This window comes from Xylanibacter caecicola, from assembly GCF_013166515.1.
Taxonomy (GTDB): Bacteria; Bacteroidota; Bacteroidia; order Bacteroidales; family Bacteroidaceae; genus Prevotella; species Prevotella caecicola.
The window spans coordinates 42,677-62,002 of record NZ_JABKKJ010000014.1; the positions used below are offsets into that span (position 1 = coordinate 42,677).

The following is a 19,326-nucleotide window of genomic DNA, read 5'->3' on the forward strand; positions in this document are numbered from 1 at the left end:
GTTTTTCGTTATTGATTTTCAGGAAACTAAAAACTGTTTATGTATAGTCCGTTCAAGGGTTGTACATATCCCGGCAGTAATAGCCAAGGATATTTTCCACCATTTTCTTTGCCTCGGCAGCAGAACTGTCGGGGTCTAAGGCTATGGCTTCAAGATAATTGTTGAGCGCCTCTTGCCAGTTTCCCCGTTTTCTGAACTCGTTACCTCTATTATAATAATCTTCGGCTGTCATTACCTGTAATATTCTTTCTTGCCGGCAGCAAGAGTATTTTTCATAAGCGAGCATATTGTCATAGGACCTACGCCGCCCGGAACAGGAGTAATGAACGAACATTTGGGCGCAACCTCATCAAACTTGACGTCGCCGTTAAGACGGAAGCCGCTTTTGCGTGTGGCATCGGGCACGCGGGTTGTACCTACGTCGACGATTACCGCTCCCTCTTTGACCATATCTGCCTTGACAAAGTCCGGATTTCCTATCGCTGCGATAATGATATCGGCTTCGCGACATTCTTTCTTCAGTGTCTTAGAGCGGCTGTGACACACGGTTACCGTCGCATCGCCATACTGCTTCTGCATCATCAGTTGTGCCATAGGCTTTCCGACAATGTTGCTGCGTCCCAGTATTACACATTTCTTGCCGGATGTTTCTATGCCATATCGCTTGAGAAGTGTTATTATTCCCAACGGGGTGGCAGATATGAAACATGGCAGTCCGATAGCCATACGTCCCACGTTTATGGGGTGGAAGCCGTCCACATCCTTGCGGTAGTCTATTGCCATTATGACTTTCTGTTCGTCAATGTGCTTGGGAAGGGGCAGTTGCACAATGAAGCCGTCTACATCATCGTTGCGGTTCAGTTCGTCTACCTTTGCAAGCAGCTCTTCTTCCGTCACATCATCTTCGAAACGTATCAGCGAACTGGTGAAGCCGCATGCCTCACAGGCAATCACCTTATTCTTGACATACGTTTCGCTGCCACCGTCGTGACCAACAAGAATTGCTGCCAGATGAGGTCTTTTTCCTCCTTCTGTCACAATTCTTCTCACTTCTTCGGCGATTTCTTCCTTTATCTTTGCTGCGGTTGCTTTTCCGTCTATAAGTTGCATATTATGTATGTTTACCGGTTTAATTGTCTTTTTATGCTGTCAATTATACATCGATGCCGTGTGTGGCTTACAGTTTCGGCATTCCCGGCAGTCCGCCTTTCATGCCTTTCATCGCACCCATCATCTGGCTCATCTTCGAGCCTGTTACAAGTTTCATCATCTTGCGTGTCTGGTCAAACTGCTTTATCAGCCTGTTCACTTCTTGTATGTTCGTGCCCGAACCTTTTGCTATGCGCTGTCTGCGGCTTGTATTTAAAATCTCGGGATGAGTGCGCTCTTTCGGTGTCATGCTCAGGATTATTGCCTCTATGCCCTTGAATGCGTCATCGTCTATGTCCACATCCTTTATGGCTTTGCCTACTCCCGGTATCATGGATGCCAAATCTTTGAGGTTGCCCATTTTCTTTATCTGCTGTATCTGTCCGAGGAAGTCGTTGAAATCGAACTTGTTTTTCTGTATTTTCTTTTGCAGACGTTTAGCCTCTTCTTCGTCAAACTGTTCCTGGGCACGCTCCACAAGGCTGACGATGTCGCCCATTCCCAATATACGGTCTGCCATTCGTGACGGGTGGAAGACGTCTATTGCTTCCATTTTCTCGCCGGTACCTACAAATTTAATAGGTTTTGTAACGACTGTGCGTATGCTCAGTGCGGCACCACCACGCGTGTCTCCGTCGAGTTTTGTAAGGACAACGCCGTTGAAGTCGAGTCTGTCGTTAAACTCCTTTGCTGTGTTTACGGCGTCCTGACCTGTCATCGAGTCTACTACAAACAGGGTTTCGGAAGGATTGACAGCGTTTTTCAGCGTCTCGATTTCGTTCATCATCTCCTCGTCAACGGCAAGTCGACCGGCGGTATCTATTATCACAACGTCGTGCCCTTTTGCCTTAGCCTCTTTTATGGCATTGCCGGCAATTTCAACAACGTTCTTGTTGTCCGGTTCCGAATATACCGGAACTCCTGTTTGCGTGCCTACAACCTTCAACTGTTCTATGGCAGCAGGACGATATACGTCGCATGCCACGAGCAGAGGGTTCTTGTGCTGCTTGTTTTTCAGCATGTTTGCAAGTTTTCCACTGAATGTTGTCTTACCGGAACCTTGCAAACCCGACATGAGAATGATTGCGGGGCGTCCGTCAAGTTTAAGTTCGGCAGTCTCACCGCCCATAAGCTCGGCAAGTTCATCATGCACAAGCTTCACCATTAGCTGTCCTGGCTTCACGGCATTAAGTACATTCATGCCGAGAGCCTTTTGTTTAACGGTGTCGGTGAACGTCTTAGCTACCTTGTAGTTAACGTCTGCATCGAGTAAAGCTCTGCGTACGTCTTTCAGAGTTTCTGCAACGTTAATCTCGGTTATTTTTCCTTCGCCTTTAAGTATTTTAAAAGAACGTTCAAGTCTGTCACTTAAATTTTCAAACATATCCTTATTTTTGTTTCATTATTATTTACAATCATTGTGAATGCAGTCTGCATGCCTGCATATACAGGGCAACCCCGTTTATGCAAAGATAATAATTAAGATATAAAAAACGTAAAAATCCGGATTGTATTTAAGCTATTTTAAAACACTTTTTATCAAAAATGCGCACATCGGTGGGTGCGTGTGCAATCATGAATGTATGTTTATCGCTAAACGTTTGATTTTCAATGGTATTTTAAATATGCACATTTTATTTGCGAGTGTGCATAATTTGTCCTGTTTTTCGTTTATATTATTCATTATATAACGTCCTGACATTGGTGTGTACATGTGTGTTTCATGCCATCGGAAAACTGTTTTTTACAGTATATCGGCATCGTTTTTAGGTGTCATGTAAAGTACTGAAAGTCAAGATGATACCTTTTGCTTTCAAAAAGCTATGCTTTAAGGGTACTAAAGCTATGCTTTTCGAGTGCTAAAGCATAGCTTTTTGAAGGCGAAAGATATGCTTTGTTTATTTCAGACGTGTTTTCTTGGAAAATAAAAACGAATAATCGAATGTCTGAAACCAATTACTATGTTCATTCGATTATCTATGCGAATTCGGAATAATGAATAAGTTTTTATTCCGAATTCACATATATGTTGTATTTAATTCTGTTCTTCGGCTTTACTGCCACTTTGCTTTTTCAGCATTTTTCTGATGATGAAATACAGCAAGGCAAGACCGACAATGACAATAATGCCATACTTTATATATTCTCCATACTCGAGGATGGTGTCGTTGAGACGGTCTTCCGGAACAATAGAGTGAAGATACCAGCCCAAGGCGGCAAGTATGCAGTTCCATGCTCCGGCACCAATCGTGGTGTAAAGTAGGAATTTTCCGAAGTGCATGCGCGACAATCCTGCCGGTATTGAGATAAGGTGACGTATGCCTGGAAGAAGTCTTCCGGTGAGTGTAGCCGCCACTCCGTGGTCGTAAAAGTATTTTTCGCTTTTTTCAACTTTCTGTCTGTTGAGGAGACACATGCGCCCCCAGCGACTTTCGGTAAACCTATATATAACGGGACGACCCACATATAGGGCAACGACATAGTTTATCGTGGCACCCAGATCTGCACCCAGTGTGGCAAAAACTATTACGAGAAAAATGTTAAGATTGCCTCCTGCCGCGTGATATGCAGCAGGAGACACTACGAGTTCGGACGGTACAGGGATTACGGTGCTTTCGAGCATCATAAGGAAAAATATAGTACCGTAGTTGAGATTGCCCAGTAAGGTTGATATCCAATTCATTGTATTATGTTTGCTTTATGGCATGCCTCGCTCTCGGCATATCCGTTTACTGCTTTATTTTAGCCCATGTATCTTTCAGACCTACAGTCTTGTTGAACACAGGATGCTCGTTTGTAGAGTCTTTGTCTGCCATAAAGTATCCTATACGCTGGAACTGCAGATAGTCTCCGGGCTGCTTTTGGGCGGCATACTCTTCTATATAGCAGTTGCTTATTACCTGAAGAGAGTCGGGATTTAGAAGCTCGCGGAAGTCGGCAGCTTCGGCTGAGGGGTTTTCTACATTGAAAAGGCGGTCGTAAACTCTCACCTCGGCTTTCTTGCAATGGTCGGCAGAAACCCAGTGCAGTGTGCCTTTTACCTTGCGGTTTGCACCCTCCATGCCACTCTTGCTTATCGGGTCGTACTCCGCCTGTATCTCCGTAATGTTTCCGTCCGCATCCTTTGTGCAGCCTGTACACTTCACAATGTATGCGTTTTTCAGACGTACTTCCTTACCCGGAGTCATGCGGAAGAACTTCTTCGGAGCATCTTCCATAAAGTCGTCACGCTCAATCCAAAGGTTCTTTGAGAATGTAATGGTATGTGTACCGTCTGCCTCGTTTTCTGGATTGTTTACTGAAACCATTTCTTCCGTTTGTCCTTCGGGGTAGTTTGTGATGACAAGTTTCACCGGATTAAGTACAGCCGAAACACGTGTTGAGCGCATGTTGAGGTCTTCGCGCACGGCTGCTTCGAGCAATGCAACGTCGTTCAGCGCATCGAACTTTGTATAACCGATGCTGTCAATGAACTTTCTTATGCTCTGCGGAGAATAGCCTCTGCGGCGCATACCGCATATTGTAGGCATGCGCGGGTCGTCCCAGCCGTTCACCTTGCCTTCGGTTACCAGGGCGTGCAACTTGCGTTTGCTCATCACGGTGTATGTCATGTTGAGACGGTTGAACTCTATCTGGCGCGGGCGGAAGTCGTTAAGGTTGTCTCCTTCACCGTTCATTTCTTTAAGGAAATCTATGAATTTGTCGTACAAAGGGCGGTGGGGGACAAACTCAAGTGTACATATAGAGTGGGTTACACCTTCAAAATAATCGCTCTGTCCATGTGCAAAGTCATACATGGGATAAGCATGCCACGTCGTTCCGGTGCGGTGGTGCGGCGTATGAATAATGCGATACATTATCGGATCGCGGAAGTGCATGTTAGGATTTGCCATGTCCAGCTTGGCACGAAGCACCATTGAACCTTCGACAGCCTCTGCTGTATTCATCTTATAGAAAAGCTCAAGGCTTTCTTCTATCGGTCTGTCGCGGAATGGAGAGGGCTTTCCGGCTTCGGTGGGAGTGCCTTTCTGTGCAGCTATTTGTTCCGATGTCTGTTCGTCTACGTATGCCATGCCTTTTTTAATCATCCATACGGCAAAGTCCCAAAGTTTCTGGAAATAGTCTGAGGCATAGTATATGTTTGCCCAATGGAAGCCAAGCCACTCTATGTCGCTTTGTATGTTTTCCACATACTCATTGTTTTCCTTGCTCGGATTGGTGTCGTCAAAACGCAGATTGCACGTGCCGTTGTACTTTTCGGCTATACCAAAGTCCATGCAGATCGCCTTGGCGTGTCCGATATGCAGGTAACCGTTGGGTTCCGGCGGGAAGCGTGTCTGTATTTTTCCTGCGTTTTTACCTTCGCTGATATCCTTTTCAACAAGCTGTTCTACGAAGCTAAGACTCTTCTTTTCTTCGCTTTTTTCGTATTCGTTCTTTGTCATGACAAATAAAATAATAATTTATGCAAAGATACGATAATCCGATTTTATGAGCAAAAAAACAATTAATTTTGTATGTCGTTTGTATGTTTTTGAGTATGAGCCTTATATATAAACGCCCAAAAAGATGTTTTGTAACATAAAAAAATATTTGTTTTTAATAAAAAATACACATATCTTTGCAAACGTTATCCTGAATACAATCTTTTTACCTTAAAAAAGCTAATACCTATTGAGATAAATGTCCACCTCTGTGAAGAGACGGGCATTTTTTGTTATATGTACCTGTGATGTAGTCATAATATTCATTCTGTGCTGTTGTTGTTGACCTGTTGCCAGTCTTAGAGCCGGATTATTTTATGCCCCGTCTGTTAAGCGCCTCCGTGTATTTACCGGCGTTTTGCAGATGTTCCGCATATGTTACGGCAAAGTTGTGCGTACCGCTGAAATCTTCTTTTGCACACATATACAGGTAGTCGTGATGTACATAGTCAAGTACCGCATCTATTCCTTCAACCGACGGTATGCGTATCGGTCCCGGAGGCAGTCCTGTGTTTTTGTAAGTGTTATACGGACTGTCGGTATGCAACATGTTGTTGTATATACGTTTAAGCCCGAATTGTTTAAGGGCGAACTTTATCGTGGGGTCTGCCTGTAACGGCATGTCTTTTTTCAGCCTGTTGTAATACATTCCTGCTATCATGGGCTTTTCACCATTGTTGCTTGTCTCTTCATCGACGATGCTTGCGAGCGTGATAACCTGATTTTTGCTTAGTCCCATGGCTGCAGCCTTGCCTGTTCGTTCGCTGTTCCAGAATTTGTCACTTTCTTTTTTCATGCGCTCCATGATGTTTTCTGTCGACGCGTTCCAATAAATATCGTATGTATTCGGTATGAACATACATACTATCGTTTCAGGAGTGTATCCGTATTTTCGGCATGTGGCAGTGTCGGTCATTGCCTTTAGAAGCGTTATGCTGTCTGTCATCATCTTTTTTGCAATGGAACCTGCAAGCCGTTCTACTGTGCGTACGGAAGGAACGGTAAGCCTTATCGGTGTCTGCAAACCGTTCTTCAATTTTCTGAATACGCTTAAAGAACCGTTACTGCCCTTGATTTCATAACATCCGCTGCGTATGTTGTTGCTGTATGAAGACATTTCGGACAGTATCCTGAACCCTGTCATGGCATGACTGTTTGATACGGAGGACAGTTTTGTATATACCGAATCAACTGTGTCATCATTGTCTATATATATATAATGTGTATCTGAATCTACAGACATTGATGAAAAGAAGTAATAATATATTATACATAATACTGCCAGCAGGCATCCGAATATCGGCATTATGTATTTATTGTGGATTTTGGGACGTTTCATATAGATATTCTTTATTGGTATGGGTTAATATTGAGTGTTCTTTATTATGTTTTCTATAACGGTGGGGTAGTGCGTCTTTTCCAGTTTATGTATCATTTCAGCAATATCCTCCGCACTTTCACTACCGGTAAGAGGTGTCTTGAACTGTGCTATTATCTCTCCTCCGTCGCACTCTTCGTTTACATAGTGTACGGTTATGCCGGTTTCTTTTTCATCCGCTTCCTTTACGGCTCGGTGTACATTCATGCCATACATCCCTTTACCGCCGAACTTCGGTAACAATGATGGGTGTATGTTTATTATATGGCGGTTGTATTTTTTTATGAGAAAATCGGGAATGATAAGAAGAAATCCGGCAAGTATGATGAAATCCGTATCGTATTTTTCGAGCAAGGGGATTATCTTGTCGTGGGTTGAGAAAAATTCCTTTGACACCACTTCCGTACTGATACCGTGCTTTTGGGCACGCGTCAGTGCGTATGCGTCTTGTCTGTTGCTCAATATCAGTGACACCCTTGCATCCTCGGAATGTGCAAAGTGCCTGATAATGTTTTCGCAATTACTCCCATTGCCCGAAACAAAGACTGCTATATTTTTCATAAATGGTATGTTGATATATGGATATGCACTTGTTATTCGTCCCAGCCTTCGTCCCAGTCATCATCAATTCCGAATAGTGTCGGATCTATAAACGAGTCAAGACTTCTTCGTTCTTTCTTGGTAGGACGTCCCGTACCGCGTGCCCTGTCTACAAATCCGCTTATTCTGCTCATCTCCAGCAGTTCGTATTGTTTTGCATCTGTTACGTTCTCGTATATTTGCGGTATCAGTTTGGCTCCGACACGCTGCTCTATACACTGCAATACCTTGAAAGAATAAGTTATCGGTGGCTTTTTTACGTTTATAATCTCATTAGTCTTGATTATGCGTGCAGGCTTGACGTTGCTGCCGTTTATTGTAACGCGACCGTTTTTGCATGCATTTGCAGCCACAGAGCGTGTCTTGAATATGCGTGCAGCCCACAGCCATTTGTCTATTCTTGCCTCGTTCATTGTGCTTTTGTTTTGTCCGTCGGTTTCTTGTTTCCGTTATAAAGGTTCATTGTAATGTTGATACCGGACAGTACGAAACTTTTTATAATGTCGCATGCTGTTTCTATGCGAGGAGAAAGCACCTGCATGTCCTCTTCGCTGTATTTGCCCAACACCCATTCAACCTGCATTCCGCGCGGAAAATCATTGCCTATACCAACCTTGAGTCGTGCATACTGCTGACCTATCAGCTGTTGTATGTGACCGAGACCGTTGTGTCCGCCGTTGCTGCCGTTGCCTTTAAGCCTGAGTGTGCCTAACGGAAGCGACAGGTCGTCTACGATAACAAGCAGGTTCTCCTGGCGGATATTCTCTTTGTTCATCCAATATCTTACGGCGTTTCCGCTTAGATTCATGAATGTAGTGGGCTTTAGAAGTATTATTTTCCTTCCTTTAATGCTTGTTGTTCCGACAAATCCGTATCGGCAATCTTCAAAAACAATATTGGACGCCTTTGCAAAAGCGTCCAATACCATAAAGCCTGTATTGTGGCGGGTATCCGCATATTCGTTGCCGGGATTGCCCAAACCTACAATTAAATATTTCTCCATGTTCATGTATTATAGGCATGTTCATGCCTGTAATAAAATCAGATTATTGCTCGGCAGCAGCCTGCTGGCTCTTACGTGTTGCCTTGATTGAGCAGACAACGACTTCCTTGCTTGTAACCATCTCCAGACCGTCAAAGCTAAGCTCGCCAACCTTGATGCTCTTGCCGATATTCAGGTTTGTAACATCGATGTCAAGATGTTCCGGTATATCCTGATATTTAGCCTTAACGTTGATTTTGCGTACAGAGAGGTTCATACGTCCACCGTCGCGGATACCCTGTGCCAGACCGTTGAGTTTTACAGGAATACCGATTGTAATAGGCTTCTCTTCGTTGATCTCATAGAAATCGACATGAAGCAGCGCGTCTGTTACCGGGTGGAACTGCAGTTCTTTCATGATAGCAGTATGCTCTTCGCCGTCGATGACGAGCTTTATTACATAAACATGCGGTGTGTATACGATCTTGCGCAGTTCTTTTGCAGAAGACGTGAATGCCATTGCAACCGGCAGACCGTTCTCTCCTTTAGCCTCACCATAGAGGTTGCAGGGTACAAGACCTTCTTTTCTCAACAGCTTTGCAGCTTTCTTACCGAGGCCATTTCTTTTCTGACCTTCAACTTTAATTTCCTTCATAATTGTGTTACTCTAAAATTAAGTGTTACTAAAATTAGTTGCTTAATCCACCATCACACGAAATATCATTCATGATTTGCCTGAAAAAGCGGTGCAAAAGTACTGTTTTTTATTAATAAACACAAATAAAATAATAAGTTTTTAGCATAGAAGCCTTATATTACAAAATAAAACGCCGATATTGACGCATTGATAATGCCGCTTCATATCATTGGAATGGAGTGTCTTATGCAATAAACAGATGCAGCTCTTCCCTCATTATTTCCCTTTCAAAATTAGGTGTAAAGACATCTTTGCCTATATTCTCCCTTATTTCATCCAACGTCCAGAAGCGTCCGCCGTCAAGTTCCTCTGCATCAGGTGTTATCTCTTTGTCATATACTGTCTTATAAACATATACCAATTCACGCTCGCGACTGCTTTCAAAGACATAGCTTCCAAGCCGCACGTGGGAGAAACGGGAGATTCCAAGTTCTTCCTTTGCCTCGCGCAATAATGCCGTGTCCACACTCTCGCCCAATGCTATATGTCCTCCAACCGCCGTATCCCACTTGCCCGGCTGTATGTCTTTCCATTCCGGACGCTTCTGCAGATATAGTGCGCCGTCTCTGTTGAATACGTGCAGATGCACCACGGGGTGAAGTCTCTTAGAACCGCCATGTGCCGTTTCGCGCGTCATGCCGCCTATGATATTGCCGTTTTCGTCCACTTCCGGGAACATCTCCTCATTGTTATCTTTCATTCTTCGATATCCTTTAATATAACACCTTATTTATAATATAGCAACGAAACAGTCCTTGAACATATCCCTGATATCCATCGGCACGTCTTTGAATATTCCGAACAGCGCGCTTCCGCTTCCGCTCATTGCCGCATATATGGCACCGGTATCGTAAAGCCGTTGCTTGATGGCTGCTATTTCCGGGTGCAAGGCAAAGATGCTCTTCTCGAAATCATTGACAAGTTCGTCACGCCATGTGTCTATCGGCTGTCGCACTATATCGCGGCAGCATTTGAAGGGCTTTGCGGGCGTTATGAGAGAGAAAGCCTCGCGAGTGCTTACGGGTATGTCGGGCTTTACTATCACAATCCTATATCCCGACAAGTCTATGTCCACCGGTTGCAGCACGTCGCCTATGCCCTCGGCATACGATGGTACGGGATTGATGAAGAATGCACAGTCGGCGCCGAGACTTGCAGCATATCCAATCATCCTTTCCAACGGAATGTCAAGACCGAACATGTCGTTGAGCAGGCGTATCGTATATGCACAGTCGGACGAGCCGCCTCCCATTCCTGCCTGCATGGGTATTTTCTTGCAAAGATTTATGTGCACATCGGGCAGACTGTAGTCTTTTGCCAGCATGTTGTATGCCTTCACCACCAGATTGTCGTCCGCATTGCCGGTCACAGGCATGCCTTCAACTGTAAGAGCGCACGCCTTTCCCTCCGGCATACGCCCGTCTGCGACTGTTATCTCAATCCTGTCCGATATGTTTACAGGGTAAAACACGGTCTCGAGATTATGATATCCGTCCGCTCTGCGGCTTACAACGTTAAGTCCGAGATTGATTTTGGCGCATGGAAATGTTATCATCTGTATCTTTTTTCGTACAAAAATACGAAAAACTTGACAAGTAATTAACGGACGGTATGAAGTTTTTTGTATTTTTGCATCTCACATAAATACCAAAGACATGCCGGAAAGAAAAGCCAAAACAACCATAGACACATCATACGGACACATACAGCCGCAGGCTACGGACATAGAGCGCGTGGTTCTCGGTGCGCTGATGATAGACAAAGACGCATTCTCCATTGTCAGCGAGATACTGAAGCCCGAGACGTTTTACGAGCCGCGTAACCAGAAGATATACAGAGCCATACAGACGCTCAGCATGAACGAGAATCCCGTCGATATAATGACGGTGATCGAGGAATTGAAGCACGAGGGCACGCTCGAAGATGTGGGAGGTCCCACATACATCGTCGATCTCAGCTCGCATGTGGCGTCGTCAGCCAACATAGAGTATCACGCCCGCATACTGGCGCATAAGTTCATGGCGCGCCAGCTGATATCTTTCGCCGGAGTAATAGAGACGAAGGCGTTCGACGAGACGACGGATGTGGACGAACTGATGCAGGAAGCGGAGTCGTCGCTGTTCGAACTGTCGCAGAAGAACATGCGTCAGGACTATACGCAGGTGGAACCGGTTGTAGACCAGGCTATAAAGATATTGCAGAAAGCCGCCGCAAACAAGGGAGAGCTTACAGGTATTCCCACCGGATATAACAAGCTCGACGACATGACGGCGGGCTGGCAGGCGAGCGACCTTGTTATCATTGCCGGACGCCCTGCCATGGGAAAAACGTCGTTCGCGCTGTCTCTCGCCAAGAACATCGCCGTGGACTATCAACGCCCCATAGCTTTCTTCTCGCTCGAAATGAACAACGTCCAGCTGGTAAACCGACTTATATCGAACGTATGTGAGATTGAAGGAAAGAAGATTCTTAACGGACAGCTGGACGATGAGGAGTGGAAAAGGCTTGATATTAATATCGGAAAGCTGCAGTCGGCGCCCATCTACGTGGACGATACTCCCGGCATGTCCATCTTCGAGCTGCGTACAAAGGCTCGAAGACTGGTGCGCGAGAAGAAGGTTGAGATAATAATGATAGACTATCTGCAGCTTATGAACGCCAACGGCGCGCGCTTCGGCAGCCGTCAGGAGGAGGTCTCTACTATCAGCCGCTCGTTGAAAGGGCTTGCAAAGGAGCTTGACATACCTATACTTGCGCTGTCGCAGCTGAACCGTACCGTAGAGGGGCGCGAGGGATTGGAAGGCAAGCGCCCGCAGCTCAGCGACCTCCGCGAGTCGGGAGCCATAGAGCAGGATGCGGACATGGTGCTGTTTGTACACCGTCCGGAATACTATCGGATATTTGAAGACGAAAAGGGAAACGACCTGCACGGCAAGGCTCAGATTATCATTGCGAAGCACCGTAAGGGCGGAACGGGCGACGTGCTTCTCGATTTCCGCGGCGAGTTCACGCGTTTCCAGAACCCCGACTCATCGTTCAGACACTCCGGACCGGACGGAGAGATTATCGGTTCGAAACTCAACGGCGGCGATATGATGCCTCCGCCACCGCCTCCACCGGCGGACATGCCGTTCTAAACAACGTGAGCAAGGCGCATCTGCCGCCCTGCCCACACTAATAACGTAATCCATAAATACGGCAAAGAGCCGTGTCGGACCTCCAGTTTTGGTCCGGCACGGCTCTTCAGCCTTTTTCCTTATACCTTATTCGTCACTTCCCGGCGTCTCCGGCTTCGTCATTCGCGCCATTGTCGCCGTCGTTCGCCTGCTGCTCTTTCTCAACCTCCTCGCCCAACTGTTCAAGGTGGGCAATGTTCTCCTTGATTTCAGCCTTGGCAGCCTCAATCTTGGCTTTCGATTCGGTGTCCCAACCGAATGTCACGTCCAGTCCGAGCTGTTCGCTCATCATGTCGCCCGTTGCCGATGCAAGCATCCTTGTTCTCCTGACCGCCGAGCCATTCTTTGCCGACACCGATGTCTGTCCGGTCTTGTCGTCGAGACCGGCGATGCTTTTGAAACCGCGGCTGTGCACCGTAATCTTGAATATCGCCAGATTGTCGATTTTCACCGAATTTCCGTTGAGAAGCTGCTCGCGTATGCACTTCGAGAAGTCTGTCAGAATTCCCTCGATCGTACCTGCCGAGAACGGCGTGTTGTGTTCTGCCATGTGCTGCGCCATCTCGTGGATGCCGAGCATGTCTTTAAGCACCGGGCGTACGTACCATTTCTTGTAACCTGTACTTGAACTGTTGTTGTTCTGATACCATGTAAGCTCTACCATAACTTTAAAATTTAAAAGGTTTGACTTTAAATGAAATTCTCTCTCCCCCTTGTTTTCCTGTCATGGTCCGCTTGTGGTTTTCCGTCTGATAGGATTGTCGTTGTATTTTGTTGTGTCACGATGCAAATATAGGCTATTTATCAACACGCGCGCACATTTATCCGTCTTATTTTCAGCAGGTTAACATTGTTTACACCGCATTCGGAAAATTTGTTTTATATAGTGAAAAATATCGTATCGAACGTGTAAAATACCTTTCTAAACGTGAAATACAAATGCCATACCGCCTATTTGTACATCATGAAGCACCTTCCTGCATCCGGCATACCGCCTCTTCACGCTTCCATCCGGGCTATATACACCTTATTATATATATATACATACACCTTATTATATATATAGGCACCTATATCATATATATGAGATTTCCATGCTATATGCTACAGCTTTCTCTACTATATAGTACAGCTTTCTCTACTATATGCTACAGATTTCTCTACTATATAGTACAGCTTTCTCTACTATATGCTACAGATTTCTCTACTATATAGTACAGCTTTCTCTACTATATGCTACAGCTTTCTCTACTATATAGTACAGCTTTCTCTACTATATAGTACAGCTTTCTCTACTATATGCTACAGATTTCTTAACCAACTTTCTTACGGCTTGCAGACACCTTTCATTATCCTCCGTCGTGCGTCCCTTTGCCCGCCAATGTTACACAAAAGAAACATTTATACGGTTTGAAATTACAAACTGCAACGTTTTATGTAATAAAAATTACAGTTTATTTGTTTATATGGATTATAATTGTTAACTTTGCAGCATATTAATAAAAACAAAGATACACAAGCGATGATGACAAACATCAACATATTGCACATTATTCTACGACTACGTACAGCGGGCGGAAGTGGAAAAGTGTGCGTATAGTCTTGCTATAGAAAACAAGGAGCCTTTCCCACTTTCATGGTGCGAAAGGCTTTTTTTGATAAAAATATAAAGAAAAAAATGGTATGAGCGACAAATTGTATATTTTCGATACGACACTGAGAGACGGCGAGCAGGTACCCGGCTGTCAGTTGAATACGGTAGAAAAGATTGAAGTGGCAAAACAGTTGGAAAAGCTGGGCGTGGACGTCATAGAGGCGGGTTTCCCCGTGTCAAGTCCGGGCGATTTCAACTCGGTGATTGAGATATCCAAAGCCGTGACATGGCCCACGATATGCGCTCTGACGCGCGCCGTGGAGAAAGACATCGACGTGGCAGTGGAGTCGTTGCAGTATGCAAGACACAAGCGCATCCACACAGGAATAGGAACGAGCGACAGCCATATAAAATACAAGTTCAACGCCACGAGGGAAGAGATAATCGAACGGGCGGTGGCAGCCGTGAAGTATGCAAAGCGCCATGTCGAGGACGTGGAGTTCTATGCCGAAGACGCGGGACGCACGGAGAACGAATATCTCGCGCGCGTCGTAGAAGCGGTAATCAAGGCCGGTGCCACCGTAGTGAACATCCCCGACACCACGGGGTATTGCCTTCCGTCGGAATATGGCGAGAAAATAAAGTATCTGATGGAGCATGTGGACGGCATAGACAAGGCGATAATCTCCACCCATTGTCACAACGACCTGGGAATGGCCACGGCAAACACGCTGAGCGGCGTGTTGAACGGCGCGCGCCAGGTAGAGGTTACGGTAAACGGAATAGGAGAGAGGGCGGGCAACACGTCGCTGGAAGAAATAGCGATGATATTGAAATGCCACAGGGACATCGACATAGAGACCAACATAAACACTTCAAAGATATATCCCACAAGCCGCATGATAAGCAGCCTCATGAACATGCCCGTGCAGCCCAACAAGGCGATCGTGGGGCGTAACGCGTTCGCCCATTCAAGCGGCATTCATCAGGACGGGGTGCTGAAGAACGTGGACACATATGAGATAATCGACCCGAAGGACATCGGTCTGGACGAGAACTCGATTGTGCTTACGGCAAGAAGCGGGCGCGCGGCGCTGAAATACCGCCTGAGCACGCTTGGCATAGAGCTTGACGGAAGCAAGCTCGACGGCGTGTACGAGAAGTTCTTGAAGCTGGCAGACAGGAAGAAGGAGATACACGACGACGACATCCTCATGCTTGTAGGCGCCGACACGGCGGAGAACAGGGCGGTAAGGCTCGACTTCCTGCAGGTCACAACGGGTATGGGCGTGAAGAGCGTGGCAAGCATCGGACTGGACATATCGGGACAGAAGTTCGAGGAAGCCTCTACGGGCAACGGTCCTGTAGATGCCGCGATAAAGGCGCTCAAGAAAATCATACAGAAGCAGATGTCGCTCAAGGAGTTTACGATACAGGCTATAAGCCGCGGTTCCGACGATGTGGGCAAGGTGCACATGCAGGTGGAATACAACGGACATGTGTACTACGGATTTGGTGCCAACACCGACATCGTGACGGCTTCGGTAGAGGCATATATCGACTGTATCAACAAGTTCAAGTGAGAATTGTCGCCGTCAGAGGCAATATAATGATTTTTTAAAAGCCAGGAAAAATGAATACATTGTTTGACAAGATATGGGACAGGCACGTTGTAAAGACTGTAGAAGACGGTCCCACGCAACTATACATAGATCGCCTTTATTGCCACGAGGTTACATCGCCGCAGGCCTTCGACGGATTGCGCCGGCGCGGACTGAGATGTTTCCGTCCGGAGCAGATATACTGCATGCCCGACCACAATACGCCAACTCACGACCAGGACAAGCCTATCGAGGACGCGGTGTCGCGGACACAGGTGGACACTCTTGCACGCAACGCCCGTGAGTTCGGGCTGACACACTACGGCATGATGAGTCCGGACAACGGCATAATACATGTCGTGGGACCGGAAAAGGGACTGTCGCTGCCGGGCATGACCATCGTCTGCGGCGACTCGCACACTTCCACGCACGGCGCCATGGGTGCCATAGCCTTCGGAATAGGCACGTCCGAGGTGGAAATGGTGATGGCGTCGCAATGTATTTTGCAGCAGAAGCCGAAGTCAATGCGCATAAACATCGACGGAAAACTTGCCAAAGGCGTTACCCCGAAAGACGTCGCGCTTTATCTTATGTCCAAGCTGACGACGTCGGGAGGTACGGGATACTTCATAGAATATTCGGGCGACGTGGTGAGAGACATGTCCATGGAGGGGCGTCTCACGCTGTGCAACCTCTCCATAGAAATGGGTGCGCGCGGCGGTTTTATCGCTCCGGACGATGTAACGTTCGAGTATATAAAAGGAAGAGAATATGCGCCCAAGGGCGAGGCGTGGGACAAGGCGGTGGAATACTGGAAGACGCTGCGGAGCAACGACGATGCCGTGTTTGACAAGGAACTGTCTTTCGACGGCGGCGACATAACTCCGATGATAACGTATGGCACAAACCCCGGCATGGGGATGAGCATCGCCGGCACTGTTCCCATGCTCGACGATATACCGGAAGCGGGGCAAGGCTCTTTCATGAAGTCGCTCGACTACATGGGCTTCAAGCCCGGCGACAAACTGCTGGGGCATAAGGTGGACTATGTCTTCCTCGGAGCATGCACCAACGGGCGCATCGAGGACTTCAGGGCGTTCGCTTCGGTGGTGAAAGGCAGAAGGAAAGCCGACGGAATTACGGCATGGCTCGTGCCCGGCTCGTGGGCTGTCGAGGCGCAGATACGCGAGGAAGGTCTGGACAAGGTGCTCGAAGAAGCCGGATTTGCGATCAGACAACCCGGATGTTCGGCATGTCTTGCCATGAACGATGACAAAGTGCCCGCCGGAAAGTATGCCGTATCGACGAGCAACCGCAACTTCGAGGGACGCCAGGGACCCGGTGCGCGCACCATTCTCGCAAGTCCTTTGGTGGCTGCCGCCGCTGCCGTGACAGGCAGGATAACGGATCCGAGGGACTTGGTATAGGCGTTTTCAATCTATAAATCAAAGACAATGAAGCAGAAATTCAATATAATAACAAGCACATGCGTCCCTCTTCCGTTGGAAAACGTGGACACAGACCAGATAATACCCGCCCGCTTCCTTAAAGCGACCGACAAGAAAGGGTTTGGCGACAATCTTTTCTACGACTGGAGATACGACAAGGACGGGACGCCCAAGAAAGACTTTGTTCTGAACAACCCTATATATAAAGGTGTAATACTTGTGGCAGGCAAGAACTTCGGCTCGGGTTCGAGCCGCGAGCATGCCGCATGGGCAATAGCCGGCTACGGATTCAGAGTTGTCATAAGCAGTTTCTTTGCAGACATACACAAGAACAACGAGCTGAACAACTTTGTGCTTCCGGTTGTCGTAAGCGAAGACTTCCTGGCGGAACTGTTTGCAAGCATCGACGCCGATCCTGATACTGAAGTGACTGTCGATCTGCCCGACCAGACCGTAACGAACAACGGAACGGGACGAAGCGAGCGGTTTGAAATCAACGGTTATAAGAAGCATTGCCTGATAAACGGCATTGACGACATCGACTATTTGCTGCAAAACAAGGAGAAGATAGAGGAGTGGGAACGGAAAAACAGGCAATAGGCTCGCCGGGCATGCCTTTCATCGAGATAATGGACTGCACCCTGCGCGACGGAGAACAGACAAGCGGCGTGTCGTTTCTTCCGCATGAGAAACTGATGATAGCGCGCATGCTGCTCAAGGATGTCAACGTAGACCGCATAGAGGTGGCGTCCGCACGTATATCCGACGGCGAGAAAGACGCCGTGAAGATGATCTGCCGCTATGCACGGCAGATAGACATGCTCGACAAAGTGGAGGTTCTCGGCTTTGTCGACGGCAAACGGAGCATAGACTGGATAGACTCTTGCGGATGCAAGGTGATGAATCTGCTTGTAAAAGGTTCTGAAAGGCATTGCGTCAAGCAGCTTAAAAAGACTGTCGAAGAGCACATCGCCGACATCCGGTGTTCGCTCGAATATGCCCGGGCAAAGGGTATAGGCGTGAATGTCTATCTCGAAGACTGGAGCAACGGCATGAAAGAGTCGCCTGAATATGTCTACCGGATGCTCGACGCGTTGGTCGATACGGATGTAAGGCGTTTCATGCTGCCCGATACATTGGGCATACTCAATCCGCTGCAGGTGATAGAGTTCATGCGCAAGATGATAAAGCGATATCCCGGAGCGCACTTCGACTTCCATGCACACAACGACTACGACCTTGCCGTAAGCAACTCTCTCGCCGCCGTACTAAGCGGTGTGCGCGGGCTGCATGTGACGGTCAACGGACTCGGAGAGCGTTGCGGCAATGCTCCGTTGGCAAGCGTGCAGGCAATACTGAAAGACCAGTTCAACGCAAAGACCAATATAAACGAGGAAAGGCTGAACGATATAAGCCGCATGGTCGAGGGTTACTCGGGAATAACGGTTGCCCCGAACCGGCCGATAGTAGGGGAGAACGTCTTTACGCAGGTTGCCGGAGTGCACGCAGACGGGGACAACAAGGCAAATCTTTACAGCAATGCGTTGAAACCGGAACGTTTCGGACGCAGGCGCGAATATGCCTTGGGCAAGAACAGCGGCAGGGCGAACATCGACCGCAATCTTCAGGAACTCGGACTTGAACTTACTCCCGAGCAGACTGCAAAGGTTACAAAACGGATAACCGAGCTTGGCGACCGCAAAGAGATTGTGACACAAGACGACTTGCCTTTCATCGTAAGCGATGTGTTGAAGCATGCGGCACCCGAAGACAACGTGAAACTGACAAGCTATATGGTTTCGTCGGCATACGGACTCAAACCGATAGCAAGTGTAAAGGTTGAGATAGACGGGCGGCAATATGAGGCGGCATCGACGGGCGACGGACAGTATGATGCCTTTGTCAGGGCATTGCGGAGTATATATGAGGATGTTCTCGGACGCTCTTTCCCCGTTCTTGAAAACTATGCGGTGAGCATTCCGCCCGGAGGAAATACGGATGCGCTGGTGCAGACGATAATAACATGGCGGCACGGCGACAAGTCTTTCAAGACAAGAGGGCTTGATGCCGATCAGACAGAGGCTGCCATAAAGGCTACTTTCAAGATGCTGAATATGATATAATAATAAGGTAAGTAGATGTCCAAAATTAATTATCATTATATTGTGCGTTATTTGGGTGATGTTTTTCATGTCCGAAGAGAGTGTGTAGCGGGCT

General features: G+C 47.2%; 18 protein-coding genes. 5 read left to right on the top strand and 13 right to left on the bottom strand.

The features are described 5' to 3' along the window. Positions 1-52: 52 nt before the first annotated feature. The 12 genes from HPS54_RS08820 to ispE all read right to left on the bottom strand — a co-directional run bounded on the left by HPS54_RS08820 (position 53) and on the right by ispE (position 10,845). A complete protein-coding gene (locus HPS54_RS08820; protein WP_172345078.1) occupies positions 53-232 on the bottom strand; it encodes a tetratricopeptide repeat protein in 180 nt (59 codons plus the stop codon). Further along, entirely contained in the window at positions 232-1,110 is an 879-nt protein-coding gene (folD, locus tag HPS54_RS08825) for a bifunctional methylenetetrahydrofolate dehydrogenase/methenyltetrahydrofolate cyclohydrolase FolD (RefSeq protein ID WP_172345079.1), read from the bottom strand. The genes HPS54_RS08820 and folD overlap by 1 nt, the downstream gene beginning before the upstream one ends. Before the next feature lie 67 nt (positions 1,111-1,177). Beyond that, complete coding sequence (gene ffh, locus HPS54_RS08830) at positions 1,178-2,533, bottom strand: signal recognition particle protein (RefSeq protein WP_172345080.1); 1,356 nt, start codon at positions 2,531-2,533, stop codon at positions 1,178-1,180. Positions 2,534-3,184: 651 nt separating this feature from the next. Further along, positions 3,185-3,832 carry a DedA family protein gene (locus HPS54_RS08835; RefSeq protein WP_172345081.1) on the bottom strand — a complete coding sequence of 216 codons (648 nt, stop codon included), beginning with the start codon at positions 3,830-3,832 and terminating at the stop codon, positions 3,185-3,187. A gap of 46 nt (positions 3,833-3,878) precedes the next feature. Continuing rightward, positions 3,879-5,594, bottom strand: coding sequence for a glutamine--tRNA ligase/YqeY domain fusion protein (locus tag HPS54_RS08840; protein ID WP_172345082.1), 1,716 nt, complete (start codon positions 5,592-5,594; stop codon positions 3,879-3,881). A gap of 349 nt (positions 5,595-5,943) precedes the next feature. Then, positions 5,944-6,972 carry an endolytic transglycosylase MltG gene (gene mltG, locus HPS54_RS08845; RefSeq protein ID WP_172345083.1) on the bottom strand — a complete coding sequence of 343 codons (1,029 nt, stop codon included), beginning with the start codon at positions 6,970-6,972 and terminating at the stop codon, positions 5,944-5,946. Positions 6,973-6,996: 24 nt separating this feature from the next. Beyond that, the gene (purN, locus tag HPS54_RS08850) at positions 6,997-7,572 is read right to left on the bottom strand and encodes a phosphoribosylglycinamide formyltransferase (RefSeq protein ID WP_172345084.1); all 576 of its coding nucleotides are present in this window, start codon (positions 7,570-7,572) and stop codon (positions 6,997-6,999) included. A 32-nt stretch (positions 7,573-7,604) separates the two neighbouring features. Continuing rightward, entirely contained in the window at positions 7,605-8,024 is a 420-nt protein-coding gene (locus HPS54_RS08855; RefSeq protein ID WP_172345085.1) for an RNA-binding S4 domain-containing protein, read from the bottom strand. After that, complete coding sequence (gene pth, locus HPS54_RS08860) at positions 8,021-8,614, bottom strand: aminoacyl-tRNA hydrolase (RefSeq protein WP_172345086.1); 594 nt, start codon at positions 8,612-8,614, stop codon at positions 8,021-8,023. Before pth ends, HPS54_RS08855 begins: the two co-directional genes overlap by 4 nt. Before the next feature lie 43 nt (positions 8,615-8,657). Beyond that, complete coding sequence (locus tag HPS54_RS08865; protein WP_172345087.1) at positions 8,658-9,248, bottom strand: 50S ribosomal protein L25/general stress protein Ctc; 591 nt, start codon at positions 9,246-9,248, stop codon at positions 8,658-8,660. A 226-nt stretch (positions 9,249-9,474) separates the two neighbouring features. After that, entirely contained in the window at positions 9,475-9,990 is a 516-nt protein-coding gene (locus HPS54_RS08870; RefSeq protein ID WP_172345088.1) for an NUDIX hydrolase, read from the bottom strand. 30 nt (positions 9,991-10,020) lie between these two features. Continuing rightward, positions 10,021-10,845 carry a 4-(cytidine 5'-diphospho)-2-C-methyl-D-erythritol kinase gene (gene ispE / locus HPS54_RS08875; protein ID WP_172345089.1) on the bottom strand — a complete coding sequence of 275 codons (825 nt, stop codon included), beginning with the start codon at positions 10,843-10,845 and terminating at the stop codon, positions 10,021-10,023. A 100-nt stretch (positions 10,846-10,945) separates the two neighbouring features. Between ispE and dnaB the strand changes: the two genes are divergently transcribed. Next, complete coding sequence (gene dnaB, locus HPS54_RS08880; RefSeq protein WP_172345090.1) at positions 10,946-12,427, top strand: replicative DNA helicase; 1,482 nt, start codon at positions 10,946-10,948, stop codon at positions 12,425-12,427. 133 nt (positions 12,428-12,560) lie between these two features. On the opposite strand, the gene HPS54_RS08885 is transcribed toward dnaB, so the two are convergent. Continuing rightward, on the bottom strand, positions 12,561-13,130 hold the full coding sequence (locus HPS54_RS08885; protein ID WP_172345091.1) for an HU family DNA-binding protein: 570 nt from the start codon (positions 13,128-13,130) through the stop codon (positions 12,561-12,563). A gap of 1,019 nt (positions 13,131-14,149) precedes the next feature. Here HPS54_RS08885 and HPS54_RS08890 point away from each other — a divergent pair. Genes HPS54_RS08890 through HPS54_RS08905 form a run of 4 tightly spaced genes read left to right on the top strand, consistent with a single transcriptional unit; the run spans position 14,150 to position 19,232 of the window. After that, positions 14,150-15,643 carry a 2-isopropylmalate synthase gene (locus HPS54_RS08890; protein WP_172345092.1) on the top strand — a complete coding sequence of 498 codons (1,494 nt, stop codon included), beginning with the start codon at positions 14,150-14,152 and terminating at the stop codon, positions 15,641-15,643. A gap of 50 nt (positions 15,644-15,693) precedes the next feature. Next, the gene (leuC, locus tag HPS54_RS08895; RefSeq protein ID WP_172345093.1) at positions 15,694-17,088 is read left to right on the top strand and encodes a 3-isopropylmalate dehydratase large subunit; all 1,395 of its coding nucleotides are present in this window, start codon (positions 15,694-15,696) and stop codon (positions 17,086-17,088) included. Between the two features lie 27 nt (positions 17,089-17,115). After that, positions 17,116-17,709 (top strand): 3-isopropylmalate dehydratase small subunit, encoded by a 594-nt coding sequence (gene leuD, locus HPS54_RS08900; protein ID WP_172345094.1) that lies wholly within the window; start codon positions 17,116-17,118, stop codon positions 17,707-17,709. Between the two features lie 11 nt (positions 17,710-17,720). Then, a complete protein-coding gene (locus HPS54_RS08905) occupies positions 17,721-19,232 on the top strand; it encodes an alpha-isopropylmalate synthase regulatory domain-containing protein (protein ID WP_253951980.1) in 1,512 nt (503 codons plus the stop codon). The last annotated feature ends 94 nt before the right edge of the window (positions 19,233-19,326 follow it).